The following is a 26,761-nucleotide window of genomic DNA, read 5'->3' as shown; positions in this document are numbered from 1 at the left end:
TTAACTGAGAAACCAGGCGCTAACCTGCTTCTTCAGGACAGGCAAGATAGCGCTGAAACGTTTCAAGAAGTCTTGTCTTTTCTACAAAAGGTTGCAAGAAAAGTTACATTTCTTGTTGCAGAATTTAGAAGTGCAGCACATTTCTTCTTCAGTCGGGAGGTTTTTGCTGATGTTCAGCAAACAGGTTCAGCACGCTTCAGCGAAACGGCGATAAACTGAAATGCTATTTTGATTTATTGTGGCAATCTTGATTTTGCCCTCTGTTTATTTAATGACAGGCGGCGTAAACTCCGCCTCTCTCTGTTACTCGCAAAGACTGAACATGCATAACACCTCCGCTGCCGCCTCACCAAAGCCTTTTGATTTGACGTCAACGGCGTTTTTGATCGTTGCTTTTCTCACCGGTATTGCCGGTGCGTTACAAACGCCTACGCTGAGCCTGTTTCTGACCAACGAAGTTCATGCCCGCCCGGCGATGGTTGGCTTCTTCTTCACCGGGAGCGCCATCATCGGCATTTTCGTCAGCCAGTTTCTAGCCGGGCGTTCAGACCGCAAAGGCGATCGCAAAAGCCTGATCGTTTTTTGCTGCCTGCTCGGGGTGTTTGCCTGCCTGCTGTTTGCCTGGAACCGTAACTACTTCATTCTGCTGTTCGTGGGCGTCTTCCTGAGCAGTTTCGGCTCGACCGCCAACCCGCAGATGTTCGCCCTTGCCCGCGAGCATGCCGACCGCACCGGGCGAGAAGCGGTGATGTTCAGCTCGATACTGCGCGCGCAGGTGTCGCTGGCGTGGGTGATTGGCCCCCCGCTCGCCTACGCGCTGGCGATGGGTTTTGGCTTTACGGTGATGTACCTCAGCGCAGCCGTGGCCTTCGTGGTATGCGGCGCAATGGTCTGGTTCTTTCTGCCCTCCATGCGCAAAGAGCCGAAAGTGGCGACCGGTACGCTGGAAGCTCCGCGACGTAACCGGCGCGACGCGCTGCTGTTATTCATTATCTGTACGCTAATGTGGGGAACCAACAGCCTCTATATCATTAATATGCCGCTGTTTATTATTGATGAGTTGCATCTGCCGGAGAAGCTGGCCGGGATCATGATGGGAACCGCCGCGGGGCTTGAGATCCCCACCATGCTGATTGCGGGCTATTACGCGAAGCGCTTCGGCAAGCGCTTTTTGATGCGCGTCGCCGCCGTAGCCGGGCTGCTGTTTTATGTCGGTATGCTGACGGTTCATACGCCAGCCCTGCTTCTTGCTTTACAGCTGCTGAACGCCATTTACATCGGTATCCTGGCCGGTATCGGCATGCTCTACTTCCAGGATCTGATGCCGGGTCAGGCAGGCTCTGCCACCACCCTTTATACTAATACCACCCGCGTGGGCTGGATTATTGCAGGCTCACTGGCGGGCGTTGTGGCTGAAATCTGGAACTATCATACGGTGTTCTGGATTGCGCTGGTGATGTGCGTCCTGACGCTGAGCTGCCTGACGCGAATCAAAGACGTTTAAGGCGCGGTGAGCGCTTCCAGCTCAAGCAGATAAGTGATGGCCTGCTGGCGCGTACTGCCGCACATTTCGGCGGTTGGCTGGAGCCCGGAGCACACCTTCGGGCGCAGGGGCGAGCCAAAGATCATGCACAGGTTAGTGTCAGAGAGCTGAACGCAGCGGGTATTGGCAGGCTTGCCCTCCGGCATGCCTGGAATGGGGCTTGAGATGGACGGTGCGGTACAGCACGCGCCACAGTCGGAACGACAATCCATACATGCTCTCTGTTGGTGGCAGATGCCCGCGCAGTCGGGCATTGCGCGCACAGTAACACCTTTTATGTATTGATAGCAAAACCCACGAATTCCGCTTGCCTGAAAGGCCGCGCGCGAGTAATTTGGCGCGATATTTTTTACCTCCCGTAAACAGGATTACTGCAATGCCAAGAGCGAACGAAATTAAGAAAGGTATGGTACTGAATTACAACGGCAAACTGCTGATTGTGAAAGATATCGATATTCAGGCACCCAGCGCCCGTGGCGCAGCAACGCTGTACAAAATGCGTTTCTCCGATGTCCGCACCGGCCTGAAAGTGGAAGAACGTTTTAAAGGCGACGATATCGTCGATACCGTGACCCTCACCCGTCGCTACGTTGATTTCTCCTACATCGACGGCAACGAATACGTGTTCATGGATAAAGAAGATTACACCCCGTATATCTTCACCAAAGATCAGATCGAAGAAGAGCTGCTTTTTATTCCTGAAGGTGGGATGCCGGACATGCAGGTGCTGACCTGGGATGGCGTGCTGCTGGCGCTGGAGCTGCCTCAGACCGTTGATCTGGAAATCGTTGAAACGGCGCCGGGCATCAAAGGCGCGTCTGCAAGTGCGCGTAACAAACCGGCTACCCTGACTACCGGTCTGGTCGTACAGGTGCCAGAATACCTGTCAGCGGGCGAGAAAATCCGTATCCATATCGAAGAAAAACGCTATATGGGTCGTGCTGACTGATTGCGGCGTTTGCCGGGTGGCGGCTGCGCCTTACCCGGCCTACAAAAACACAAAAACCGGCCTCAGAGCCGGTTTTTCGTAGGCCCGGTAAGCGTAGCGCCACCGGGCGATCAGGCTTAAAGAAGTTCAGGATACTTCGTCATTTTCAGCGCCAGCTCGATACCGCGCACTTCCGCCATCCCTTTCAGACGGCCAATCGCCGAATACCCTGGATTCGTTTTCTTGCGCAGATCGTCCAGCATCTGGTGCCCGTGATCCGGACGGAACGGGATTGGACGCACATCCCCCGCCTGCTTACGACGTACCTCTTCAGAGAGAATGGCATCCACCACCGCAACCATGTTCACGTCGCCGCCAAGATGGGCTGCTTCGTGGAAGGTTTTCGGGTTCTCTTCACGGCAGGTTGCACGCAGGTGGGTGAAATGAATGCGATCGCCGAAGGTTTCGATCATCCGCACCAGATCGTTATCCGCCCGCACGCCATACGAGCCCGTACACATGGTAAAGCCGTTGTAGATGCTGTCCACCGTCTCTTTCAGCCACTGCATATCTTCAATCGTAGACACGATACGCGGCAGGCCGAGGATAGGGCGCGGTGGATCGTCAGGATGAACCGCCAGCCGCACGCCGACTTCTTCTGCCACCGGCACAATAGCGCGCAGGAAGTGCGCCATGTTTTCACGCAGCTGGTTTTTATCGATATCGCCATATTCCGCCAGGCGCGCGCGGAACTGATCGAGGGTATAACCCTCTTCCGCCCCCGGCAGGCCCGCGATGATATTGCGAACCAGCTTCTCAATGTCCGCTTCACCGGCGGCATTGAACCACGCCAGCGCCTGCTGCTGCTCTTCGGCGGTGTAGTCTGCTTCCGCCCCCGGACGCTTCAGAATGTGCAGTTCGAAAGCCGCAAAAGCGATTTGATCGAAACGCAGCGCCTTCGAACCATCGGCCATTTCATATTCCAGGTCGGTACGCGTCCAGTCCAGGATCGGCATAAAGTTGTAGCAGACGGTATCAATACCACAGGCTGCCAGGTTACGAATGCTCTGCTGATAATTCGCAATCCAGATATCACACTCACCGGAGTGGGTTTTGATATCTTCGTGAACCGGAATACTTTCCACAACAGACCAGGTTAACCCCTTCTCTGCCAGCTGAGCCTGACGCTTTTGGATTTCCTCCACCGGCCACACCTGACCGTTCGGAATATGATGCAGCGCCGTGACCACACCCGTTGCGCCAGCCTGACGCACATCATCAAGAGAAACCGGATCGTTCGGCCCGTACCAACGCCAGGTTTGTTCCATTGCCCCACCCTCTCAAGTTGTTATACCAATATGTGTTACCTCAATGACGACTACCATACATTTTTAATCGAAGTGGTCAATACAGCACGCGGCATTGATTGATCAAACTCACATAACAGGGATATTTACGGCTTACCAATTTAATTTGTTGTCATATAACTTTACACTGGCATTGTTAATTAATGGTTAATCAGGTGTGTATTACATGAAGACTATTGCCTCCACCGCGCTTCCTGCTCATGTCCAGCAGCCCCGCTACGATCGCGAGCAGTTACGCTCCCGCATCGTCCATTTCGGTTTTGGCGCGTTCCACCGGGCGCATCAGGCGTTGTTAACAAACCGGGTACTGAATGCCAAAGGAGGCGACTGGGGAATTTGTGAGATTAGCCTCTTTAGCGGCGATGTCCTTATGGGCCAGCTCCGGGCGCAGGATCATCTGTTTACCGTGCTGGAGAAAGGTGCCGAAGGCAATCAGCCCATTATTATCGGTGCGGTAAAAGAGTGCCTGAACGCCAAACTCGACTCGCTGGCAGCCATTATTGAGAAATTCTGCGAACCGCAGGTGGCAATTGTCTCCCTCACCATTACCGAAAAAGGCTACTGTATCGATCCGGCGACGGGAAAACTGGATATGCGGAACAGCCGCATCCTGCACGATCTCGAGCACCCGTCTGAGCCGCATTCCGCGCCGGGTATTCTGGTTGAAGCCCTTCATCGCCGCCGCGAGCGGGGCCTGCCGGCGTTTACCGTGCTCTCCTGCGACAATATTCCCGACAACGGCCATGTGGTGAAAAATGCCGTTCTCGGCATGGCCGGAAAGCGTTCCGCAGAGCTGGCCGCATGGATCGAGGCGCACGTGAGCTTCCCTGGTACCATGGTCGACCGAATCGTGCCCGCCGCCACCGACGCCTCACTCGCGGAAATCACCCAGGAACTTGGCGTTGAGGATCCCTGCGCCATCAGCTGTGAACCGTTCATTCAGTGGGTAGTGGAAGATAACTTTGTCGCCGGGCGTCCGGAGTGGGAGGTGGCAGGCGTACAGATGGTTGAGGATGTCCTGCCCTGGGAGCAGATGAAGCTGCGGATGCTGAACGGCAGCCACTCCTTCCTCGCGTATCTGGGCTACCTTGCCGGCTACGCGCACATAAATGAATGTATGCAGGACGACAGTTTCCGCGAGGCTGCCCGCAGGCTGATGCTGAATGAGCAGGCCCCTACGCTGCGCATCACCAACGTTGATCTGACAGCCTATGCTGACAGCCTGCTTGACCGCTTCGCCAACCCGGCCCTACAGCATCGTACATGGCAAATCGCCATGGACGGCAGCCAGAAGCTGCCTCAGCGCATGCTGGAGGGGATCCGCATGCATCTTGAGCGTAACACCGCCTGGCCATTACTGGCGCTGGGGGTGGTGGGCTGGATGCGCTACGTCAGCGGTACGGACGAACAGGGCAACGCCATTGACGTACGCGATCCGCTGAGCGACAAGTTTCAGGCCATTGTCGCTACCAGCAGCGACGCAGAACGCGTTAGCGCCCTGCTGACGCTAAATGAAATCTTTGGCGACGACCTGCCGCAAAACCCTGTCTTTGTCGAGGCAATCACCAGCGCGTACCAGCGCCTCGTCCGGCTCGGCGCGCGCCAGGCCGTTATCGAAACGTTAAAAATTTAGCGATTATTGCGTTTAAGGCGAACGGTTTTATGCTCCGTTCGCCCTCCCTCTTCTCAATGCCCGATTTTTTCGTCAGGATGATAGATAGTTGTTACTACATCACAATTATTTATCGGAGCGCACGTGACCAAAACCAACCTGATCACCGGTTTTCTCGGCAGCGGTAAAACTACGTCCATTCTGCATTTGCTGGCCAATAAAGACCCGGCGGAAAAGTGGGCCGTGCTGGTCAACGAATTTGGCGAAGTGGGGATCGACGGCGCGTTGCTCGCCGACAGCGGCGCGATGGTGAAAGAGATCCCGGGCGGGTGTATGTGCTGCGTGAATGGTCTGCCGATGCAGGTCGGGCTGAATACGCTGCTGCGTCAGGGCAAGCCGGACCGTCTGCTGATTGAGCCCACCGGGCTGGGGCATCCTAAGCAAATCCTTGATTTACTGACCGCCCCGGTATACGAGCCGTGGCTTGAGCTGCGTGCGACGCTTTGCCTGCTCGACCCCCGCCAGCTGCTGGATGAAAAAGCGATCAATAATGACAATTTCCGCGACCAGCTCGCCTCGGCAGATATTATCGTGGCGAATAAATCCGATCGCGCGACGGCTGAGAGTCAGGCCGCGTTCCAGTCCTGGTGGCAGCAGGCTGGCGGTGGACGTCAGTATGTGCAGACGACCCAGGGCAACATTGATGGCGCCCTGCTCGACCTTCCCCGCCTCAACCAGACGCAACTGCCTGCCAGCGCTGAGCATTCGCATAGCCACGGCGCGAAGCAAGGCCTGGCTGCACTGAGCCTGCCGGAGCATCAGCGCTGGCGTCGCAACCTGAACAGCGGCCAGGGGCATCAGGCCTGCGGGTGGATCTTCGATGCCGATACGGTTTTCGACACCATTGGTATACTGGAATGGGCGAGACTCGCGCCGGTTGAGCGGGTAAAAGGGATCATGCGCACTCCGGATGGTCTGGTGCGCATTAACCGTCAGGGCGAGGATTTCTTTATTGAAACCCAGAACGTCGCGCCACCCGACAGCCGGATAGAGTTAATTAGTGCGGTTAATACCGACTGGAATGCCCTCCAGTCAAGCCTGTTGAAGCTTCGTTTAAGTTTGGGCGGCTAACGTTGCCCCTGATTTCACACATTGCTGAAGACTATGACGACTCGACTTCCTGCTATTTTATTGCTCAACGCTGCCGGCCTGGCGATCTTTTTCTCCTGGTATATCCCGGCGGATCACGGTTTCTGGTTCCCGCTGGATTCCGGGCTGTTCCACTTCTTTAACCAGGCGCTGGCGAAGAGTGAAGCCTTCCTGTGGCTGGTGGCGATCACCAACAACCGCGCGTTTGACGGCTGTTCGCTGCTGGCAATGGGCTGTCTGATGCTCTCCTTCTGGCTGAAGGAAGACAAAACGGGTCGTCGCCGTATTCTGATTATCGGCCTGGTGATGCTGCTGACGGCCGTGATTATTAACCAGCTGGCGCAGCATCTGATGCCGGTTAAACGCGCCAGTCCTTCGCTCTTTTTCCCGAATATTAACCGCGTCAGCGAGCTGCTTCATATTCCAACCAAAGATGCCTCGAAGGACAGTTTCCCGGGCGACCACGGTATGATGCTGCTGATTTTTGCAGGCTTCATGCTGCGCTATTTTGGTAAAAAAGCCTTCACCATCGCCCTGGTTATTGTGGTGGTATTTGCATTCCCGCGGGTGATGATTGGCGCTCACTGGCTGACAGATATCGCCGTAGGCTCCCTCACGGCGGTGTTAATTGGTTTACCGTGGGTGCTGATGACCCCACTCAGCGATCGCATAATAGGCATTTTTGATCGCTATCTTCCTGGCAAATTTAAACAAGCTGGAAACAAATAAATAACGAAAATTAACACCATTCATCAGGGATCGTTTTCGATCCCTGCGTCACTTCTTTTCGGCGTCATTCAACGCTGTCATCACCCCGTCATACAATTCGTGATAAAAATGAAGCAATTGCAGGGATTACCGATATGAATGGCGGCATTTTGAGCAATTCCGCGCTGTAACTTTGTGTATCACATTTTCTTATAAAAAAACGGACTTTTTTGCTCGCAATACCCCGTGCAATCGGTTAACCTCGAACTCGTTTTGCCCCACTGAGATAATTATTATCATGGTGAATAATTTTGTGCGTTGAGCCACAGTTTTCACCATAAAGAATTGTCTCATTGTGAACAGATTATTAGTCTCGTCACGGTTGGCATTTTTATAACGATATTTTCGTTAAGGACTTCAAGGGAAAACAAACAAAATGGTCAAATCTCAACCAATCTTGAGATATATCTTGCGGGGGATCCCGGCGATTGCAGTGGCGGTTCTGCTTTCGGCATGTAGTACGACGAACACCGCGAAGAATATGCATCCTGAGACGCGTGTTGTGGGAATGGAAGATTCCTCTTCACTGCAAGCCTCTCAGGATGAATTTGAAAATATGGTACGTAATCTCGACGTTAAGTCGCGTATTATGGATCAGTATGCTGACTGGAAAGGCGTGCGTTACCGTCTGGGCGGCAGCACCAAGAAAGGCATCGATTGTTCCGCATTCGTACAGCGTACGTTCCGTGAACAGTTTGGGTTAGACCTTCCGCGTTCTACTTATGAACAGCAGGAAATGGGCAAATCCATTTCGCGCACTAAACTGCGCACGGGCGATTTAGTCCTGTTCAGAGCGGGTTCAACCGGTCGACACGTTGGCATCTATATCGGTAACGATCAGTTTGTCCATGCTTCCACCAGCAGTGGTGTGACGATTTCCAGCATGAACGAACCTTACTGGAAGAAGCGCTACAACGAAGCTCGCCGCGTTCTGAGCCGTAGTTAATATTGCTGTCGTATCGTTGGTTATCCCTTGGCTGGCGATACGATAAAAAAAGCACTGCTCCGGCAGTGTTTTTTTTTGCCCGTTACACTGATAACTATCCAGCGGCATTTCAGGAATCACGACATCTATGTTTACCCGCTACTTCTCCAGCAACCGCAAGATTCTGTTTCTCAGTTTCCTTACGGGGTTATTCACTGCCCTGCTCCTGGGAGCATTACAGTTTTACTGGAGTTATCACAAGCGAGACGTCAGATTCGATACCCTTATTACCGATTTAAGCGTCTACATGGAGAGCTATTTCGATGAGCTCAAAATGTCGATTGATACGCTCCAGCCACTCACGCTGAACAGCTGCGAGGAAGTGAGTGCCGCCCTGACCTCCCGGGCGGCCTTTAGCATCAACGTGCGCGCCTTTTTGCTGGTCAGGGATAAAAACGCCTACTGCTCTTCCGCCACCGGCCCGATGAATGTCCCTCTGGAAGCGCTTATTCCTGAACTGCACATCAATAAACAGGTTGATATGGCGCTCCTGCCGGGCACTCCTATGCTGCCGGACAAGCCCGCGATTGCCATCTGGTATCGCAACCCACTGGTGAAGGACGGCGGTGTATTTACCTCCGTTAATCTTAACCTGACTCCTTATCTCCTCTACACCTCAAGACAGGATGAGTTTGCCGGTATTTCCATCATTATTGGCGATTATGCGTTATCAACCCATTCCGGAACGCTGGTCCCTGCACGTGATTTGCCTGATATCCCGGTCCGTACCGCCACGCTGAAAAATGTGCCTCTGACCATCCATGTTTATGCGGAAGCCTGGACGACCGATGATGTGCTGTACGCCCTGTTTTTCGGCCTGGTCTGCGGTATCGCGGCGGGCCTGTTGAATTTCTATATTCTTACTATCCGTCTTAATCCGGGGAAAGAGATCCTAACGGCCATCAAACGCGACCAGTTTTACGTGGTCTATCAACCCGTCGTGGATGCGCAGTCGCTCAAAATGACCGGGCTGGAAGTCCTGATGCGCTGGAAGCATCCGGTGATGGGAGAAATTCCACCGGATGCCTTTATTAATTTCGCTGAAGCGCAGAAGCTGATTGTCCCGCTGACGCTGCATCTTTTTGACCTGATTATCCGCGATGCCCCTGTCCTGCAAACGGTGCTCCCGCCTGGGGCCAAGTTTGGGATCAACATCGCGCCCGGGCATCTGCATGCGGAAAGCTTTAAAGAGGATATGCGCGCGTTTGCCGCCGCCCTTCCACCCGATCACTTCCAGATTGTGCTGGAAATAACCGAGCGCGATATGATCAACCACCGCGAGGCTAATCAGCTGTTCGAATGGCTGCACGAAGAAGGTTTTGAAATTGCCATCGATGATTTTGGCACCGGCCACAGCGCGCTGATCTATCTGGAACGCTTCACGATGGATTACCTGAAAATTGACCGTGGCTTCGTGAATGCCATCGGGACTGAAACCGTCACCTCGCCAGTGCTTGACGCGGTGCTGACGCTGGCAGAACGCCTGAATATGTTAACCGTTGCCGAGGGTGTTGAAACGCCGGAGCAGGCGGCGTGGCTGCGCGAGCATGGCGTGAACTATCTTCAGGGCTACTGGATCGGCCGCCCAATGCCGCTGGAGCAGTTCAGGACGTGGCAACCCGACATCACGCTCGGGGAATAATTTCACAATCACGGCGCTGTCCCTTATTATTCTGTTCAACCGAGCCTGCCTGTGAACAAAGGGATCCGCCGCACTATGATTATGCGCGTTGTGTTGACGCTATTGGCGCTGGTGAGCCTGTCGAGCCAGGCGCAGACCATCAAAGAGAGCACGGCCTTTGCCGTCATTGGCGAGCCGAAGTACGCGGTTAACTTTAACCACTACGATTACGTTAACCCCGCCGCCCCGAAAGGCGGAAACGTGACGCTTTCCGCCACGGGAACGTTTGACAACTTTAACCGCTTTGCCCTGCGCGGCGTGGCGGCAGCGCGTACCGAATCCCTCTATGACACGCTGTTCGTCACCTCCGACGACGAGCCCGGCAGCTATTATCCCCTGGTCGCCGAGAACGTGCGATACGCCGATGATTTCAGCTGGGCAGAAATCGCGATTAATCCGCGGGCGCGTTTTCACGACGGTACGCCGGTTAGCGCCCGTGACGTGGCATTCACCTTTCATAAATTTATGACCGAAGGCGTGCCGCAGTTTCGTCTGGTGTACAAGGGCACCACGGTGAAAGCCATCGCCCCGCTGACCGTGCGAATCGAACTCCCTGAGCCGAACAAAGAGAATATGCTGAGCCTGTTCTCCCTGCCCGTCATGCCCGAATCCTTCTGGAAAAATCATAAGCTGAGCGATCCTCTCTCTACCCCGCCGCTGGCCGGAGGGCCGTATCGCATTACCGACTGGCGAATGGGCCAGTACGTGATCTATTCCCGGGTGAAAGATTACTGGGCAGCCACGCTGCCGGTAAACCGGGGCCGCTGGAACTTCGATACAATCCGCTACGACTACTACCTGGATGATAACGTGGCCTTCGAGGCATTTAAGGCGGGCGCGTTTGATTTACGTGTCGAGAACAGCGCCAAAAATTGGGCGACCCGCTATATCGGAAATAATTTCGCGAAAGGCTATATCGTTAAAGACGAACACAAAAACGAATCCGCGCAGGACACGCGCTGGCTGGCGTTTAATATTCAGCGCCCGGTTTTTTCCGATCGTCGGGTGCGTGAAGCCATTACCCTGGCGTTTGATTTCGAATGGATGAACAAAGCGCTGTTTTACGGAGCCTACAGCCGGGCGAACAGCTATTTCCAGAATACTGAATATGCCGCCCGTGATTATCCCCACGCGGACGAGCTGGTTTTGCTGGCGCCAATGAAAGCGGAGCTCCCGCCGGAGGTGTTCACCCGCGTATTTGAACCGCCCAAATCCGACGGAAACGGGTTCGACCGGGACAACCTGCTGAAAGCCAGCAACCTGCTGGATGATGCTGGCTGGGTGCTGAAAAATCGGCAACGGGTTAATGTGCAAACCGGTAAACCGCTCAGCTTCGAACTGCTGATTGCCTCCGGCGCAAACGATCAGTGGGTGCTGCCATTTAAGAAGAACCTTGCCCGGCTTGGCGTCACCATGAATATCCGCCAGGTCGATATGGCCCAGTTAACCAACCGCAAGCGCAGTCGCGATTACGACATGATGCAGACCCTGTGGGCCGCGCAGCCGTGGCCGAGTTCAGATCTGCAAATCTCCTGGGCATCGGGTTATATCGACTCCTCCTACAACGCCCCGGGCGTAAAGAGCCCGGTGATTGATGCGCTGATTGCAAAAATTGTCGCCGCTCAGGGCGATAAGAACAAGCTTCTGCCGCTTGGCCGCGCGCTCGATCGGGTCTTAACCTGGAACTATTACATGCTGCCGATGTGGTATATGGGCGAAGATCGCGTGGCCCGCTGGGATAAATTCTCCCTGCCTGCCGTTCGCCCGGTCTACACCCTCGGCTTTGACACCTGGTGGTATGACGTGAATAAAGCCGCAAAACTGCCCGCAGAGCGGCGTTAAGGAGTGACGATGGGCGCTTATCTTATCCGCCGGCTGCTGTTAGTGATCCCGACGCTGTGGGCCATCATTACCATTAACTTTTTTATCGTCCAGATCGCCCCCGGCGGTCCGGTGGACCAGGCAATTGCGGCAATAGAATTTGGTCACGCTGGCGGCATGCCGGGCGGCGGCGGTGAAGGAATGGGGGCCAGCCATGCCCGGACGGGCGTGGGCAACATCAGCGAAAGCCACTACCGGGGCGGTCGCGGACTGGATCCGGAGGTGATCGCCGAGATCACCCATCGCTATGGTTTTGACAAGCCGCTGCACGAGCGTTATTTCAGGATGCTCTGGGATTATGTCCGTTTCGATTTTGGCGACAGCCTGTTTCGCAGCGCCTCGGTGTTAACCCTGATCAAACAAAGCCTGCCGGTTTCCATCACGCTCGGACTGTGGGGGACGCTGATTATTTATCTGGTCTCCATTCCGCTGGGGATCCGAAAAGCGGTCTACAACGGTAGCCGTTTCGATATCTGGAGCAGCACATTCATTATCATCGGCTACGCTATCCCGGCGTTTCTGTTTGCCGTGCTGCTGATTGTCTTTTTCGCCGGCGGCAGTTATTTCGACCTCTTCCCGCTGCGCGGGCTGGTCTCTGCGGATTTCAGCACCCTGCCGTGGTATCAGAAAATCACCGATTACTTCTGGCACATCACGCTTCCGGTGCTGGCGACGGTCATCGGCGGATTTGCGGCGCTTACGATGCTGACCAAAAACGCCTTTCTTGATGAGATCCGCAAACAGTACGTCGTCACCGCGCGCGCCAAGGGTGTCGGTGAAAAGCAGATCATGTGGAAGCACGTTTTTCGTAACGCCATGCTGCTGGTGATTGCCGGTTTCCCCGCCACGTTCATCAGTATGTTTTTTACCGGCTCTCTGCTGATAGAGGTGATGTTCTCGCTCAACGGATTAGGGCTGCTGGGCTATGAGGCCACCGTCTCCCGTGATTATCCGGTGATGTTTGGCACACTCTACATTTTCACCCTGATCGGCCTGCTGCTGAACATCATCAGCGATATCAGCTATACGCTGGTCGATCCCCGTATCGATTTTGAGGGTCGCTGATGTCGCGTTTAAGCCCCGTCAATCAGGCCCGCTGGGCGCGCTTTCGCCACAACCGTCGCGGCTACTGGTCGCTGTGGATCTTCGCCGTCCTGTTCGCCTTAAGTATGTGTTCGGAACTGATTGCCAACGATAAACCCCTGCTGGTGCATTTCAAAGACCGCTGGTATGTACCGGTGCTGGCCACCTACAGCGAAAGCGATTTTGGCGGCCCGTTTGCGACGCCAGCCGAGTACCAGGATCCCTGGTTACGTGAACAGATAGCGCAGCACGGCTGGGCTATCTGGGCGCCGATTCGTTTTGGCGCGAACAGTATTAACTTCGCCACGTCCACCCCCTTCCCTTCGCCGCCTTCCGCGCAAAACTGGCTGGGAACGGACGCCAACGGCGGCGATGTGCTGGCGCGCATTCTCTATGGCACCCGCATCTCGCTCCTGTTTGGGCTGCTGCTGACGCTCTTTAGCAGCGTAATGGGCGTTGTGGCGGGCGCCGTGCAGGGCTATTACGGGGGTAAAATAGATTTATGGGGACAGCGCGTGATTGAAGTCTGGTCCGGTATGCCGACGCTGTTTCTGATTATCCTGCTGTCCAGCGTGGTACAGCCTGGCTTCTGGTGGCTGCTCGGGATCACCGTCCTGTTCGGCTGGATGGCGCTGGTCGGCGTGGTGCGCGCGGAGTTTCTGCGTACGCGGAATTACGACTATATTCGCGCTGCGCAGGCATTAGGCGTGAGCGATGGCGCAATCATCTTCCGCCACATGCTTCCCAATGCTGTGGTGGCGACCCTCACCTTCCTGCCGTTTATTTTGTGCAGCTCCATTACCACCCTGACGTCGCTTGATTTTCTTGGTTTCGGTTTGCCGCTGGGCTCACCGTCCCTTGGCGAACTGCTGTTGCAGGGCAAAAACAATCTCCAGGCCCCCTGGCTGGGCATCGCCGCATTCCTCTCCGTGGCGGTGCTCCTTTCCCTGCTGATTTTTATTGGCGAAGCCGTGCGCGATGCCTTCGATCCCAACAAGGCGGTATGACATGACCCGGCCTCTTCTGAGCATAGAGAACCTGTCGATTGCGTTTTCAAAACAGGGCGAATCACGCACGGTGGTGACGGATTTATCGTTGCAGATCCAGCGCGGAGAGACGCTGGCGCTGGTCGGGGAATCCGGCTCCGGTAAGAGCGTTTCGGCGCTGTCGGTGCTGCGCCTGCTCCCTTCCCCGCCGGTCAGCTATCCGCAGGGGGATATTCTGTTCCATGGACAATCGCTGCTGAACGCTGACGAGCAAACCCTGCGCGGCATTCGTGGCAACAACATCGCCATGATTTTTCAGGAGCCGATGGTGTCGCTCAACCCACTGCATACCCTGGAAAAACAGCTCTATGAAGTGCTGTCACTTCATCGGGGAATGCGTAAAGAGGCAGCGCGGGGTGAAATTCTGGACTGCCTTGAACGCACCGGTATCCGTAATGCGGCGAAACGGCTGAACGATTTCCCGCACCAGCTTTCCGGCGGCGAGCGCCAGCGCGTGATGATTGCAATGGCCCTGCTCACGCGCCCCGAACTGCTGATTGCCGATGAACCTACTACCGCGCTGGACGTCACGGTACAGGCACAAATTCTGCAACTGCTGCGCGAACTGCGCGACGAGCTGAACATGAGCCTGCTGTTTATTACGCACAACCTGAGCATCGTGAAAAAGCTCGCTGACGCGGTGGCCGTGATGCAAAACGGCCGCTGCGTGGAACAGAACCGGGCATCCGCCCTGCTGAGCGCGCCTCAGCACCCGTATACACAGCGCCTGCTCGATAGCGAACCCGCTGGCGACCCGGTTCCGCTTAACGCTGACAGCGCGCCGTTGCTGAGGGTCGAGGGGCTGTCGGTGTCATTCCCGATCCGCAAAGGCATTTTGCGTCGCGTGGTCGATCACAATCATGTTCTGAAAGACATGAGCTTCGCTCTGCGTCCAGGCGAATCGCTTGGGCTTGTGGGCGAGTCCGGTTCAGGCAAAAGCACCACCGGCCTGGCGCTGCTGCGCCTGATCGCCTCTCAGGGAAGCATTGTTTTTGACGGCATGCCGCTGCAAAACCTGAATCGCCGGAGGATGCTTCCCGTGCGTCCGCGGATGCAGGTGGTATTTCAGGATCCAAACTCTTCGCTTAACCCGCGCCTGAGCGTATTACAGATTATTGAAGAGGGCCTGCGCGTCCACCAGCCGACAATGACGGCGCAACAGCGTGAAATCGACGTGATGCGGGTGATGGCGGAAGTGGGTTTAGATCCCGAGACCCGGCATCGGTATCCGGCTGAGTTTTCCGGCGGACAGCGCCAGCGTATAGCGATTGCCCGCGCGCTGATCCTGAAACCGGAGCTGATCGTGCTGGACGAGCCAACCTCTTCCCTGGACCGCACCGTGCAGGCGCAAATCCTGGCGCTGCTGAAGGGGCTACAGGAAAAGCATCGGCTGGCCTATATCTTTATCAGCCACGATTTACAGGTGGTGCGTGCGCTTTGCCATCAGGTGGTGGTATTGCGGCAGGGAGAAGTCGTTGAGCAGGGAGAGTGCCAGCGCGTATTCACCGCGCCGACGCAGGATTACACACGCCAGCTATTGTCCGCTGACTAGCACTCAGAAAGGATATTGACCGGAGAACGGCTCGGCAATGGCCACGCCGAAGTTTTTCAGACGACAGGTGGCGGCAAACTCATCCTGGCTGTTAACAAACAGGCACGGCTCACCTTCGCATTCCAGCACGGAGCTGTCCACTTCGATGTCCGTCAGCGCCTGGCTGAGACGTTCCATGACCGGCCACGCATTTTCATCGCTCGGGCTGAGCAGTTTGAGGGCCACCAGACAATTATCCTCCCCGGCAACGCTTTGCGGAATCGGTTCAACTTTCGAACCTGCAAAACCCGTCGACCAGCGATAGCTCTGGGGCAAGCGATGGACAATGGAGAGTTGTAATGTATTCACGTTCAGATCCCCGGAAGCAAATTTACTTCACAATTTATTTACATTTATAGTAACACATCATCGCCAACCTGCACTGTTTAGCGGATTTTATAGGCGTTGCAGGCTCGCGTCGGCGCTATATGTACCCGTTTCTGCGATCTAACTCAACCTTTTTAAATACAATGATGTGACTTTTTACATAAATAGATTTTACATAAAAGAAACAAACACAGGGTAAACGAACGGAGGGTTGGTTGATATGGGTCAACAAAAAGGCCCGTCACGGGCCTTAAGTGGTCATTTATGCGCCGTCTTTCGCGGCCGGCTGGCGTAAAGATAGAAGAGAATGGAGCAGGTCGCGCAGAGGGCAATCGCCCACAGCATCGGCCAGGCGGTATTAAACGTCGCCGTCGAGAGCAGCGCCCCGACTATCGCGCCAATTCCGAAACGGAACGTTCCTGCCAGCGACGAGGCGGTGCCCGCCATATGCGGAAATTCGTCGAGGATCACCGCCATCGCGTTGGATGAAACCATCGACACGCAGCCGACAAACGCCGCCACGCCCACCACCAGCGCCCAGAAACCGACGCCCAGCATCGCGCTCAATACCAGCCAGATAGCCATCACGAACTGGATCCACAGCCCGGCGCGGAACATATTCAGCGCCCCAACCCGCCGGACAAAGCGGCTGTTGATAATGGTCATCACAAACAGGAACACAATATTCAGCGCGAAGTAGTAACCAAAATGCTGGGGTGACACATGGTTCAGTTCGATGTACACAAACGGCCCCGCGCTCAGGAACGAGAACATTCCGGCAAAGCTGAAGCCGCTGGCCAGCATATAGCTGAGCACACGCTTATGGCGAAACAGCGAGGCAAAGTTGCCAAGCGTGGTGCGAATGTGGAACTTCTGACGTCGCTCGACCGGCAGCGTTTCATCGATAAAGACGAAGATCATCACCGAGGCCAGCAGCGCGGCAATCGCCAGGATCCAGAAAATCGCATGCCAGCTGAACCACACCAGGACCGCCCCGCCCACCATGGGGGCGACCAGCGGCGCAATTGTCGTGACCAGCATGACGAACGACATCATGCGTGAGAACTCTTCCTTCGGGTAGACGTCGCGCATCAGCGCGTTAATCACCACGCTTGCCGCAGCCGCCGCCAGGCCATGGAAGAAGCGCATCACAATCAGCTGATCGATACTCTGCGCCAGCGCGCAGGCCACCGCCGCCGCGGCAAATATCAATGTCCCGCCCAGGATAACCGGTTTACGCCCCAGGCTGTCGGCCATTGGGCCATAAAAGAGCTGACCGAGGGCAAAACCAAGAATGTAGGTGCTGAGCGTCATCTGCGCGCTGCCTGCCGGTACGCCAAACTGAGCGGAAATCACCGGCAGCGCGGGCAGATACATATCGATAGACAGCGGCATCAGCATGGCCAGCAGGCCAAGGATAAATACAATTTTAAACGACGAGTGTGGCCTGGTGGTCACAGGGTTCTCCTGAATTTAGCGTGAAGGCAGCCCGACGCTGGCAATCTCTTCTTCCGTCAGCGGGCGATATTCCCCTGGGGCCAGGTCTGGATCGAGTTCAATCGCGCCGATACGTTCACGATGCAGCCCCACAACGTGGTTGCCCACGGCGGCAAACATCCGCTTCACCTGATGGTAGCGGCCTTCACTGATGGTCAGACGGACGTCCGTGGGGGTGAGGATTTCCAGCACCGCCGGTTTGGTCAGATCCTTCTCATTATGCAGCTGAACGCCTTTCGCGAATTGCTCTGCCGTGTCATCCGAGACCGGAGACTCAAGCATCACCCGATAGGTTTTCTCACAGTGATGGCGCGGGGAGGTGATGCGGTGCGACCACTGGCCGTCATCGGTCATCAGCACCAGGCCGGTAGTATCGATATCCAGTCGCCCTGCCGCATGCAGCTTGTGCGCCACAGGTTCGTCGAGGAAATAGAGCACCGTCGGGTGATCCGGATCGTCCGTTGAACAGACGTAACCTTCCGGTTTGTTGAGCATGAAGTAGCGCGGGCCATTCTGCTGGGTCAGCGGGTTGCCGTCATACTCCACCTGGTGCTCAGGCTGGAGTTTAAAAGCGCTGTCTTTCACAATGTCGCCGTCCACGGTTACGCGGCTGGCGCGAATTTCACGCCCGGCAATAGCGCGGCTTACGCCGAGTTGCTGAGCGATAAACTTATCAAGTCGCATGAAATCTTTTTAGCCTTAATGGTGCTGGAAGTCGGACTACGCGTCCGAAAAAGAAGCAGTCAGAAACAGTTCAGTATAATGGTCTGGTTGCGCCACTCAAGGGAAAAAGTTTCGTGGCATACTATATGCGAGTTAACTGAATAGAGAAGCTATGACGTTCACATTACGCCCCTATCAGCAGGAAGCCGTTGATGCCACCCTCGCCTGGTTTCGCAAGCATCGGGAGCCCGCCGCCATCGTTCTCCCGACCGGAGCCGGTAAAAGCCTGGTGATTGCCGAACTGGCGCGCCTGGCCCGCGGACGCGTGCTGGTGCTGGCGCACGTCAAAGAGCTGGTGGCGCAAAACCACGCCAAATATTGCGCGCTCGGCCTGGAGGCCGACATTTTTGCCGCCGGACTGAAGCGCAAAGAGAGCCACGGAAAAGTGGTGTTTGGCAGCGTACAATCCGTTGCGCGCAACCTGGAACTGTTTCGCAGCGAGTTTTCCCTGCTGATTGTCGATGAGTGTCACCGCATCAGCGATGACGACGACAGCCAGTATCAGCAAATCCTCACTCATCTGAAAAAGGTGAATCCTCACCTCCGTCTGCTTGGCCTCACCGCCACGCCGTTTCGTCTGGGCAAGGGCTGGATTTATCAGTTTCATTATCACGGCATGGTGCGTGGCGATGAAAAGGCCCTGTTCCGCGACTGTATCTATGAGCTTCCGCTGCGCTACATGATCAAGCACGGCTACCTGACGCCGCCGGAGCGGCTGGATATGCCCGTCGTGCAGTACGATTTCAGCCGCTTACAGGCGCAGAGCAACGGGCTGTTCAGCGAGGCAGATCTTAACCATGAGCTGAAAAAACAGAAGCGGATCACGCCGCATATCATCAGCCAGATTGAAGAGTTCGCACAAACGCGCAAAGGGGTGATGATTTTTGCTGCCACTGTCGAACACGCGCGCGAAATTACGGGGCTGCTGCCCGCCGACGACGCGGCGTTAATTACCGGTGAAACCCCCGGCCCGGAGCGCGACAGCCTGATTGAGGACTTCAAAGCTCAGCGGTTCCGCTATCTGGTGAATGTCTCCGTACTAACCACCGGCTTTGACGCCCCGCACGTCGACCTGATTGCGATTCTTCGCCCGACGGAATCCGTCAGCCTGTATCAGCAGATTGTTGGCCGCGGGCTGCGTCTGGCGCCGGGCAAAACCGACTGTCTGATCCTTGATTACGCCGGTAACCCGCACGATCTCTATTCGCCGGAAGTCGGCACGCCAAAAGGCAAGAGCGACAACGTGCCCGTTCAGGTTTTTTGCCCTGCCTGCGGGTTTGCCAACACCTTCTGGGGGAAAACCACCGCCGACGGCACGCTGATCGAACATTTTGGCCGCCGCTGTCAGGGCTGGTTTGAAGACGATGAAGGCCATCGCGAACAGTGTGACTTCCGCTTCCGCTTCAAAAACTGCCCGCAGTGCAATGCCGAAAACGACATTGCCGCCCGCCGCTGTCGGGAGTGCGACACGGTCCTGGTCGACCCGGACGACATGCTGAAAGCGGCGCTGAAGCTGAAAGATGCGCTGGTGCTGCGCTGTTCCGGCATGGCCTTACAGCCCGGCGCGGATGAAAAAGGCGAGTGGCTAAAAATTACCTACTACGACGAGGATGGCGCAGACGTCAGCGAGCGGTTCCGGGTCCAGACGCCCGCCCAGCGCACCGCGTTCGAGCAGCTCTTTATCCGCCCGCATACCCGCACGCCTGGCGTGCCGCTGCGCTGGATAACCGTGGCCGATATCGTGCGCCAGCAGGCGTTACTGCGCCATCCTGATTTTGTTGTCGCCCGTAAAAAAGGGCAGTTCTGGCAGGTTCGTGAGAAGGTCTTTGACTATGAAGGACGCTTTCGCCGGGCAAACGAATTGCGCGGTTAACGGGACTTTTCGTTGATGCGCGAGCCATTTGAGTATAAAATGCCGCCCGCTTCACATCCGTGAGGCAGAACACTCACCTGCTGCTGGGTCGCCTGTAGTAGGGTTTTAAATACAGAGAGAAATCAATGTTCACTATCGAAGCAGAAGTACGTAACGTGCAGGGTAAGGGTGCGAGCCGCCGCCTGCGTACCGCAAACAAGTTCCCGGCTATCGTTTACGGTGGCGAAGCTGCTCCAGTTGCTATTGAACTGGATCACGACAAAGTATGGAACATGCAGAACAAAGCTGAATTCTACAGCGAAGTTCTGACCATCGTTGTTGACGGTAAAGAAGAAAAAGTGAAAGTTCAGGCTGTTCAGCGTCACGCGTTCAAGCCAAAACTGACTCACATCGACTTCGTTCGCGCGTAATCGCAAACCTGTCGAGAAAAACCCCGCGTTTGCGGGGTTTTTTTATGGCTGTTACTTACCGCCTGAAGTGCGACGCTGAAGCTGGTCGCGCAGATTCGGCGGTGTGCCTTTAATGGTCAGCGTGTCGGTGGCCGGGTCCCAAAAGATACGTTCCCCGAGCAGCATGGCATCAAAGTTAATGGTTAACCCACCGCCGCTACCGGCAAATTTCGTCAGCTGACGCAGCGTACTGCGATCCGCCGGGAAGCTCTCTTCCAGCTCATAGCCTTTTTCCGCAGTAAATTCCTGGAAGCTGACTTCGCTGACGCCTGCCAGCTCTTTGGACAGCGACTCCAGCTCAATCTCTTCTCCAGCCTGTAGCTGCTCGTTGCAGTAGCTGTAAACCTGCTGACGCACGGTCTGACGCTCAGATTTATCAAGCTGCGCCTCAGCCGTAAAGTCATCCACCGCCTGGAGGAGACCTTTGTTCTGCGCTTTGGCATTCAGCCCTTCGCTGGCGCCGAGGAAGTCCATAAAGAAATCCGCCACTTTGCGGCCCACGCGGCCTTTAAGGAAGGTCAGATAGCGCGTTGATTCCGGGTTGGTTTCCCATTCGGTTAAATCGATACGCGCCACAATATCCGCATGGTTGATATCCAGGTAGTGCGTTGAGCTGATATCCAGCTGCTCGTTCACGCGCATACTGCTTAAGTTATTCAGCACGGTGACCAGCAGATACTCTACCGCCAGATAGCGGTAGTGGCAGAACAGGACGATACCGCCATCGGCGAAGGGATATTTCGCCAGCTCGTCACGCAGACGGCCAGTAGCAGCGCGGCTGAATGCCAGGAAATCCTCTTCGCCCTGACGTTGCAGGCGCAGGCTATCCGCCAGTTCGCTCTCTTCGCTGAACAAGCCATAGGCTTTATTTTTCGCGCTGTAGACGCGATGCAACTCCGCCATCATCTCGACAACGGTAGGCGTTGGTTCCAGTAACGAATCGCGCAGCACCACTTCAAGGGTTTGCTCATCACGCTTGATAAGCTGGTGCAAGGCAATCTGGTTGATTTCCAGACTCATGATAAACTCTCCTTTTAGACCGGGCGGTATTCAACCACCACCAACGCATGTGTGCAACAGAAGATAAAAAAGGGGAAAAAAAGCTGTTGCTACGGTAATATGTCGCCCTTCTCTCAACAAACTGATTTTGATTTATGCCACAACATTCCCGCTACAGTGACGAACACGTTGAACAATTGCTCAGTGAGCTGGTCAACGTACTGGAAAAACATAAAACGCCAACCGATCTCTCCCTGATGGTTTTGGGAAATATGGTTACCAACCTGATCAATACCAGCGTTGCTCCGGCTCAGCGTCAGGCGATCGCCAAATCTTTCGCCCAGGCTTTGCAGTCCTCCGTTAGCGACGACCAGGCACACTAAGGGAAACGAACAACAGTTTATGGTGACGAATCGTCAGCGCTACCGTGAAAAAGTCTCCCAGATGGTCAGCTGGGGGCACTGGTTTGCCCTGTTCAACATTCTGTTGGCGATGGTGCTCGGCTGCCGTTATCTGTTTGTGGCGGACTGGCCAACCACGTTAACCGGGCGCATCTACTCGTGGATGAGTCTTGTTGGTCACTTTAGCTTTCTGGTCTTCGCCACCTATCTGCTGATCCTGTTCCCACTGACGTTTATCGTCATGTCGCAGCGGCTGATGCGCTTCCTGTCCGCCATTCTTGCGACGGCGGGCATGACGCTGTTGCTGATCGACAGCGAAGTCTTTACCCGCTTCCACCTGCACCTGAATCCTGTTGTCTGGGAGCTGGTGATTAACCCGGATCAGAACGAGACCGCGCGCGACTGGCAGCTGATGTTTATCAGCGTGCCGATCATCCTGCTGATCGAAATGCTGTTCGCCACGTGGAGCTGGCAGAAACTCCGCAGTCTGACCCGACGCCGCCATTATGCGAAGCCCGTCGCGGCGCTCTTTTTCGCCTCATTTATCGGTTCGCACCTGATGTATATCTGGGCAGATGCGAACTTCTACCGCCCGATTACCATGCAGCGCGCGAACCTGCCGCTCTCCTATCCGATGACGGCGCGTCGTTTCCTCGAAAAACACGGCCTGCTGGACGCGCAGGAGTATCAGCGTCGTCTGGTCGAACAGGGTAATCCGGAAGCGGTCAGCGTGCAGTATCCCCTGAGCGATCTGAAATATCGCGACATGGGCCGCGGTCAGAACGTGCTGCTGATTACCGTCGATGGCCTGAACTATTCCCGCTATGAGAAGCAGATGCCAGCGCTGGCTGAATTCGCTGAGAACAACATCGTATTCACTCAGCATATGAGCTCCGGTAATTCGACCGACGCGGGTATTTTCGGCCTGTTCTATGGCATTTCACCGAGCTATATGGACGGCGTGCTGTCGGCCCGTATTCCGGCGGCATTGATTACCGGGCTTAATCAGCAGGGCTACCAGCTGGGGCTGTTCGCCTCTGATGGTTTCAACAGCTCGCTGTACCGCCAGGCGCTGCTGTCTGATTTCTCACTGCCCGCCGCGCAGAGCCAGTCTGACGATCGGACCGCTGACCAGTGGATAGACTGGCTGAAGCGCTATGCGCAGGAAGATAACCGCTGGTTCTCCTGGGTTGCGTTTAACGGCACAACGCTTGATGACAGCAATCAGAAAGGCTTCGCGCGCCGCTATAGCCGTGCGGCGGGCGATGTCGATGCGCAGATCGGCCGCGTGCTGACCGCCCTGCGCGACGCGGGCAAGCTGGATAATACGGTCGTGATTATCACGGCGGGGCATGGCGTGCCGCTCGGCGAAGAGGCGAAGGGCATGGAGTGGTCGCGTCCGAACCTGCATGTTCCCCTGGTGATCCACTGGCCGGGCACTCCCGCGCAGCACATCAACATGCTCACCGACCATAAAGACGTCATGACCACGTTAATGCAACGGCTGCTGCACGTCAGCACACCGGCAATTGAGTACTCGCAGGGACAAGACCTCTTTAGCGCCACGCGGCGTCATAACTGGGTCACGGCTGCTGGCGGAAACACGCTGGTGGTGACCACGCCGACGTTGTCCCTGGTGCTGAACAGCAATGGCAATTACCAGACGTATAACCTCGAAGGTGAGAAGCTGAAAGACCAGAAGCCGCAGCTCAGTTTGCTGTTGCAGGTGCTGACAGACGAGAAGCGCTTTATCGCTAACTGATTATTTATGAATCAGTTAGCGTTGCTTGCCCCTTGCATTCAAAAAGGAATCGAGTAGTATTCCTTTTATGCGTCGGCACGTAGCGCAGCCTGGTAGCGCACCGTCATGGGGTGTCGGGGGTCGGAGGTTCAAATCCTCTCGTGCCGACCAAAACTACACAAAAAAACCAGCCGCTTATGGCTGGTTTTTTATTGCCTGTCTCCGCATGCGCAATACTTAGTGTTTTTCACGCCCACCGAGAAAGAAAATCCCCAGCGGAATCGCCAGCAGGACGGTGAACACCAGGCTGTAAACAAAGATCATCGCCGATTGCAGGACAAACATGCTGGTTGTCCAGGCAGAGAGCGGGATGTTGTACTGCTCAATCACACCGACAATGGTTGCTCGCCCCACGCATGCAGCAGCAATCATAAACACAACCAGTAACGCCAGCAGGAACTTGCGGCCTTCAGGTGTCTTCAGTTTTTCACGTACCATCTCCCCTCCCTTTACAGATGAATAACAATAATTAACGCGTAAAATAACACGATTGCCGCATCGACTCCAACACAGCATTAAACACCAATAAATGAACATAAAAGCAGTGCATTACTCCGTTTAAAATGAAAACATGAGTAAATTGCGCCAACTATTCACGTGCTATATGTTAGTCTTTCCAGGATCGTTTTAACAAAAAGGAATGACAGTGAAAAACGCACCTAAATTTGCCATCGCCCTCATCGCCGCTGCGTGCGCCAGCACCAGTGCTTTCGCCAGCGAAACCCGGAAAGAGCAGCCGCTGGAAAAAGTTGCTCCGTATCCGCAAGCGGACAAAGGGATGAAGCGCCAGGTTATTCAGCTCCCGGCTCAGCAGGATGAAGCAAATTTCAAAGTTGAGCTGTTAATCGGCCAGACGCTGGAAGTGGACTGCAACCAGCATCGCCTGGGCGGCCAGCTGGAAAGCAAAACGCTGGAAGGCTGGGGCTATGACTACTATGTCTTCGACAAAGTAACCTCGCCAGTCTCCACCATGATGGCGTGCCCGGACGGCAAGAAAGAGAAGAAATTTATTACCGCGTATCTGGGTGATAACAGTCTGCTGCGCTATAACAGCAAGCTGCCGATCGTCGTATACACGCCGGAAAACGTGGATGTGAAATATCGCGTATGGAAGGCGGATGAGACGGTAGGACGAGCGGTAGTTCGTTAAAAATAAGTCGGGTGGCGCTCTCGCTTACCCGACCTGGAAAGGGTGCGTTCTGGTGCCCTCACCCCAACCCTCTCCCACCGGGAGAGGGAGAAAACACTAAAAACGGTAACGGATGTTACCGTTTTGCGTTTACCTTACAGCGCGATATCCGCTACCGGCTTGCTTTCCGCCTGAGGCTTCAGCTCTGCCTTAGGCGCAGCATCCGCAGCCTGCGGTTTGACGTATTGCAGTTGCAGAACGCGGCTGGTGTATTCCAGCTCTTGTTCCGTGGCTTCAACGTTACCGTTCAGCTTCGTACCGTAGGATGGAATAATGGTTTTCAGCTTCGCCTGCCATTCCGGGCTGGATACTTTGTCCTTAAACACTTTTTCCATCAGGTGCAGCATGATTGGCGCAGCGGTAGACGCCCCCGGAGATGCCCCCAGCAGCGCGGCAATGGTGCCATCCTTGTCGCTTACCACTTCGGTGCCCAGACGCAGCACGCCGCCCTCTTTCGGATCGCGTTTGATAATCTGCACGCGCTGACCCGCCTGCCACAGACGCCAGTCTTCTTTCTTCGCCTGCGGATAGTACTCTTTCAGCGCCTCGAAGCGTTCTTCATCAGAGAGCATCACCTGGCTAATCAGGTATTTCACCAGATCGAAGTTATCCAGCCCCACGTCCATCATTGGCTTAACGTTTGACGTCGTGGTCGCGCTCAGCAGATCCCACAGGGAACCGTTTTTCAGGAATTTGGTGGAGAATGTGGCAAACGGCCCGAACAGCACTACGCGCTTACCGTCCAGCATGCGGGTGTCGATATGCGGAACGGACATCGGTGGTGCGCCCACAGAGGCCTGACCGTACACTTTAGCCAGATGACGGTTAACCACTTCCGGGTTTTCCGACACCAGGAACTGGCCGCCGACCGGGAAGCCTGCGTAGTCGTCCGCTTCCGGAATACCGGACTCCTGCAACAGTTTCAGCGCCGCGCCGCCCGCACCGATAAACACGAACTTCGCCTTAATCACATGCTCGGCTTCGTTGTTTTTCAGATCGGCAACGGTCACGCTCCAGCTGTTATCCGCGTTGCGCTTGAAACCACGCACTTCGGAGCTGAGTTGCAGGTTAAAGTTCTCTTTTTTCTTCAGAGAGGACACCAGCTGACGGGTGATTTCACCGTAGTTAACGTCAGTACCAATTTCAGTGCGGGTCGCCGCTACTTTCTGGTTCGGATCGCGGCCTTCCATGACCAGCGGCGCCCACTCTTTGATTTGAGCGTGATCTTCAGAGTATTTCATCCCGCGGAAAAGCGTGCTCTGTTGCAGGGCAGCGTAGCGCGCGCGCAGGAAGTTGACGTTTTGATCGCCCCACACAAAGCTCATGTGCGGTACGGTGTTGATGAAGGAGTGCGGATTGTGCAACACACCGCTGTTCACCTGGTGAGACCAGAACTGACGTGAGATCTGGAACGCTTCGTTGATCTCTACCGCCTTCTCGATACTAATGGAACCGTCCTTTTTCTGCGGCGTATAGTTCAGTTCCATGAGTGCCGAGTGCCCCGTCCCGGCGTTGTTCCAGCCGTTAGAGCTTTCCTGTGCCACGCCATCGAGGCGCTCGACCATGGTCATGGACCAGTTCGGCTCTAATTCCTGAAGATACGTTCCCAGCGTGGCGCTCATGATGCCGCCACCAATTAAAAGGACATCCGTTTCCTGCTCTTTTGGTGCGTCAGCCTTCGCCGCCAGCGAGACGACGTTCAGCCCCACGGCCAGAGAAAAGAGCACGGCAGTCATTTTTTTCATCATTTATGCCTTAGTTGAATAGTGCTTGATGCGTGGAAATTACAGGTGAAACACGCTGCGGTGGCACGGTAGCAACTTTTAAATATTGTTTAAAGGTTACGAAATTATTGTAATTGTGAAATT

The 26,761-nt window shown here is 55.2% G+C and carries 24 protein-coding genes and 1 tRNA gene; 17 read left to right on the top strand and 8 right to left on the bottom strand.

The window, feature by feature from the left end:
- The first annotated feature begins 322 nt into the window (after positions 1–322).
- The gene (gene setB, locus O1722_RS07615; protein ID WP_033487352.1) at positions 323–1,504 is read left to right on the top strand and encodes a sugar efflux transporter SetB; all 1,182 of its coding nucleotides are present in this window, start codon (positions 323–325) and stop codon (positions 1,502–1,504) included.
- On the opposite strand, the gene O1722_RS07610 is transcribed toward setB, so the two are convergent.
- On the bottom strand, positions 1,501–1,755 hold the full coding sequence (locus O1722_RS07610) for a YkgJ family cysteine cluster protein (RefSeq protein WP_003859353.1): 255 nt from the start codon (positions 1,753–1,755) through the stop codon (positions 1,501–1,503). The two genes, setB and O1722_RS07610, sit on opposite strands and share 4 nt — an antisense overlap.
- Before the next feature lie 164 nt (positions 1,756–1,919).
- Here O1722_RS07610 and yeiP point away from each other — a divergent pair, with 164 nt between their 5' ends.
- Entirely contained in the window at positions 1,920–2,492 is a 573-nt protein-coding gene (gene yeiP, locus O1722_RS07605; RefSeq protein WP_003859355.1) for an elongation factor P-like protein YeiP, read from the top strand.
- 116 nt (positions 2,493–2,608) lie between these two features.
- Here the strand turns inward: yeiP and uxuA are convergent, their stop codons facing one another.
- Positions 2,609–3,799 (bottom strand): mannonate dehydratase, encoded by a 1,191-nt coding sequence (gene uxuA / locus O1722_RS07600; RefSeq protein ID WP_033487353.1) that lies wholly within the window; start codon positions 3,797–3,799, stop codon positions 2,609–2,611.
- Between the two features lie 205 nt (positions 3,800–4,004).
- On the opposite strand from uxuA, the gene O1722_RS07595 reads away from it, so the two are divergent.
- The 9 genes from O1722_RS07595 (at position 4,005) to yejF (ending at position 15,595) form a co-directional block, all read left to right on the top strand.
- Positions 4,005–5,471: a mannitol dehydrogenase family protein gene (locus O1722_RS07595; RefSeq protein WP_033487354.1), complete on the top strand. Its 1,467-nt coding sequence runs from the start codon at positions 4,005–4,007 to the stop codon at positions 5,469–5,471.
- Between the two features lie 123 nt (positions 5,472–5,594).
- Positions 5,595–6,581 carry a CobW family GTP-binding protein gene (locus O1722_RS07590; RefSeq protein WP_017383393.1) on the top strand — a complete coding sequence of 329 codons (987 nt, stop codon included), beginning with the start codon at positions 5,595–5,597 and terminating at the stop codon, positions 6,579–6,581.
- 33 nt (positions 6,582–6,614) lie between these two features.
- A complete protein-coding gene (locus O1722_RS07585; protein ID WP_017693036.1) occupies positions 6,615–7,328 on the top strand; it encodes a phosphatase PAP2 family protein in 714 nt (237 codons plus the stop codon).
- A gap of 415 nt (positions 7,329–7,743) precedes the next feature.
- Positions 7,744–8,313, top strand: a complete 570-nt coding sequence (gene mepS / locus O1722_RS07580) for a bifunctional murein DD-endopeptidase/murein LD-carboxypeptidase (RefSeq protein WP_003859364.1) — start codon at positions 7,744–7,746, stop codon at positions 8,311–8,313.
- 127 nt (positions 8,314–8,440) lie between these two features.
- Positions 8,441–9,994, top strand: coding sequence for a cyclic di-GMP phosphodiesterase (locus O1722_RS07575; RefSeq protein ID WP_033487356.1), 1,554 nt, complete (start codon positions 8,441–8,443; stop codon positions 9,992–9,994).
- Between the two features lie 75 nt (positions 9,995–10,069).
- Complete coding sequence (locus O1722_RS07570; RefSeq protein ID WP_033487357.1) at positions 10,070–11,875, top strand: extracellular solute-binding protein; 1,806 nt, start codon at positions 10,070–10,072, stop codon at positions 11,873–11,875.
- Positions 11,876–11,884: 9 nt separating this feature from the next.
- Positions 11,885–12,979, top strand: coding sequence for a microcin C ABC transporter permease YejB (locus O1722_RS07565; protein ID WP_003859369.1), 1,095 nt, complete (start codon positions 11,885–11,887; stop codon positions 12,977–12,979).
- Positions 12,979–14,004 carry a microcin C ABC transporter permease gene (locus O1722_RS07560; RefSeq protein ID WP_017693033.1) on the top strand — a complete coding sequence of 342 codons (1,026 nt, stop codon included), beginning with the start codon at positions 12,979–12,981 and terminating at the stop codon, positions 14,002–14,004. The genes O1722_RS07565 and O1722_RS07560 overlap by 1 nt, the downstream gene beginning before the upstream one ends.
- A gap of 1 nt (position 14,005) precedes the next feature.
- Positions 14,006–15,595, top strand: coding sequence for a microcin C ABC transporter ATP-binding protein YejF (gene yejF, locus O1722_RS07555; protein WP_048973472.1), 1,590 nt, complete (start codon positions 14,006–14,008; stop codon positions 15,593–15,595).
- A 3-nt stretch (positions 15,596–15,598) separates the two neighbouring features.
- Here the strand turns inward: yejF and O1722_RS07550 are convergent, their stop codons facing one another.
- The 3 genes from O1722_RS07550 to rsuA form a co-directional block, all read right to left on the bottom strand.
- Positions 15,599–15,943, bottom strand: a complete 345-nt coding sequence (locus tag O1722_RS07550) for a YejG family protein (protein ID WP_003859372.1) — start codon at positions 15,941–15,943, stop codon at positions 15,599–15,601.
- A gap of 276 nt (positions 15,944–16,219) precedes the next feature.
- Entirely contained in the window at positions 16,220–17,419 is a 1,200-nt protein-coding gene (locus O1722_RS07545) for a Bcr/CflA family multidrug efflux MFS transporter (protein WP_033487360.1), read from the bottom strand.
- 15 nt (positions 17,420–17,434) lie between these two features.
- On the bottom strand, positions 17,435–18,142 hold the full coding sequence (gene rsuA, locus O1722_RS07540) for a 16S rRNA pseudouridine(516) synthase RsuA (RefSeq protein ID WP_017383401.1): 708 nt from the start codon (positions 18,140–18,142) through the stop codon (positions 17,435–17,437).
- Positions 18,143–18,293: 151 nt separating this feature from the next.
- On the opposite strand from rsuA, the gene radD reads away from it, so the two are divergent.
- Together radD and rplY are read left to right on the top strand one after the other, a co-directional pair.
- Positions 18,294–20,054, top strand: coding sequence for a DNA repair helicase RadD (radD, locus tag O1722_RS07535; protein ID WP_023304130.1), 1,761 nt, complete (start codon positions 18,294–18,296; stop codon positions 20,052–20,054).
- 125 nt (positions 20,055–20,179) lie between these two features.
- On the top strand, positions 20,180–20,464 hold the full coding sequence (gene rplY / locus O1722_RS07530) for a 50S ribosomal protein L25 (RefSeq protein ID WP_015572298.1): 285 nt from the start codon (positions 20,180–20,182) through the stop codon (positions 20,462–20,464).
- Between the two features lie 51 nt (positions 20,465–20,515).
- On the opposite strand, the gene yejK is transcribed toward rplY, so the two are convergent.
- Positions 20,516–21,523 carry a nucleoid-associated protein YejK gene (gene yejK / locus O1722_RS07525; RefSeq protein WP_017693031.1) on the bottom strand — a complete coding sequence of 336 codons (1,008 nt, stop codon included), beginning with the start codon at positions 21,521–21,523 and terminating at the stop codon, positions 20,516–20,518.
- A gap of 134 nt (positions 21,524–21,657) precedes the next feature.
- Between yejK and O1722_RS07520 the strand changes: the two genes are divergently transcribed.
- The 3 genes from O1722_RS07520 to O1722_RS07510 all read left to right on the top strand — a co-directional run bounded on the left by O1722_RS07520 (position 21,658) and on the right by O1722_RS07510 (position 23,815).
- A complete protein-coding gene (locus tag O1722_RS07520; RefSeq protein ID WP_001135586.1) occupies positions 21,658–21,885 on the top strand; it encodes a YejL family protein in 228 nt (75 codons plus the stop codon).
- Between the two features lie 19 nt (positions 21,886–21,904).
- The gene (gene yejM, locus O1722_RS07515) at positions 21,905–23,665 is read left to right on the top strand and encodes an LPS biosynthesis-modulating metalloenzyme YejM (RefSeq protein ID WP_033487361.1); all 1,761 of its coding nucleotides are present in this window, start codon (positions 21,905–21,907) and stop codon (positions 23,663–23,665) included.
- A gap of 73 nt (positions 23,666–23,738) precedes the next feature.
- Positions 23,739–23,815: transfer RNA gene (locus O1722_RS07510), tRNA-Pro, on the top strand.
- 66 nt (positions 23,816–23,881) lie between these two features.
- Here the strand turns inward: O1722_RS07510 and O1722_RS07505 are convergent.
- On the bottom strand, positions 23,882–24,142 hold the full coding sequence (locus O1722_RS07505) for a DUF2534 family protein (RefSeq protein ID WP_006811332.1): 261 nt from the start codon (positions 24,140–24,142) through the stop codon (positions 23,882–23,884).
- 202 nt (positions 24,143–24,344) lie between these two features.
- On the opposite strand from O1722_RS07505, the gene eco reads away from it, so the two are divergent.
- Entirely contained in the window at positions 24,345–24,854 is a 510-nt protein-coding gene (gene eco, locus O1722_RS07500; RefSeq protein ID WP_032669458.1) for a serine protease inhibitor ecotin, read from the top strand.
- Between the two features lie 134 nt (positions 24,855–24,988).
- On the opposite strand, the gene mqo is transcribed toward eco, so the two are convergent.
- Positions 24,989–26,638: a malate dehydrogenase (quinone) gene (mqo, locus tag O1722_RS07495; RefSeq protein ID WP_032619315.1), complete on the bottom strand. Its 1,650-nt coding sequence runs from the start codon at positions 26,636–26,638 to the stop codon at positions 24,989–24,991.
- Positions 26,639–26,761 lie beyond the last annotated feature (123 nt).

Source organism: Enterobacter cloacae complex sp. HYC003_NIDB (genome assembly GCF_056673375.1).
Note: the sequence above shows the minus strand (reverse complement) of the source record. Positions and strands in the feature narration are given on the sequence as shown.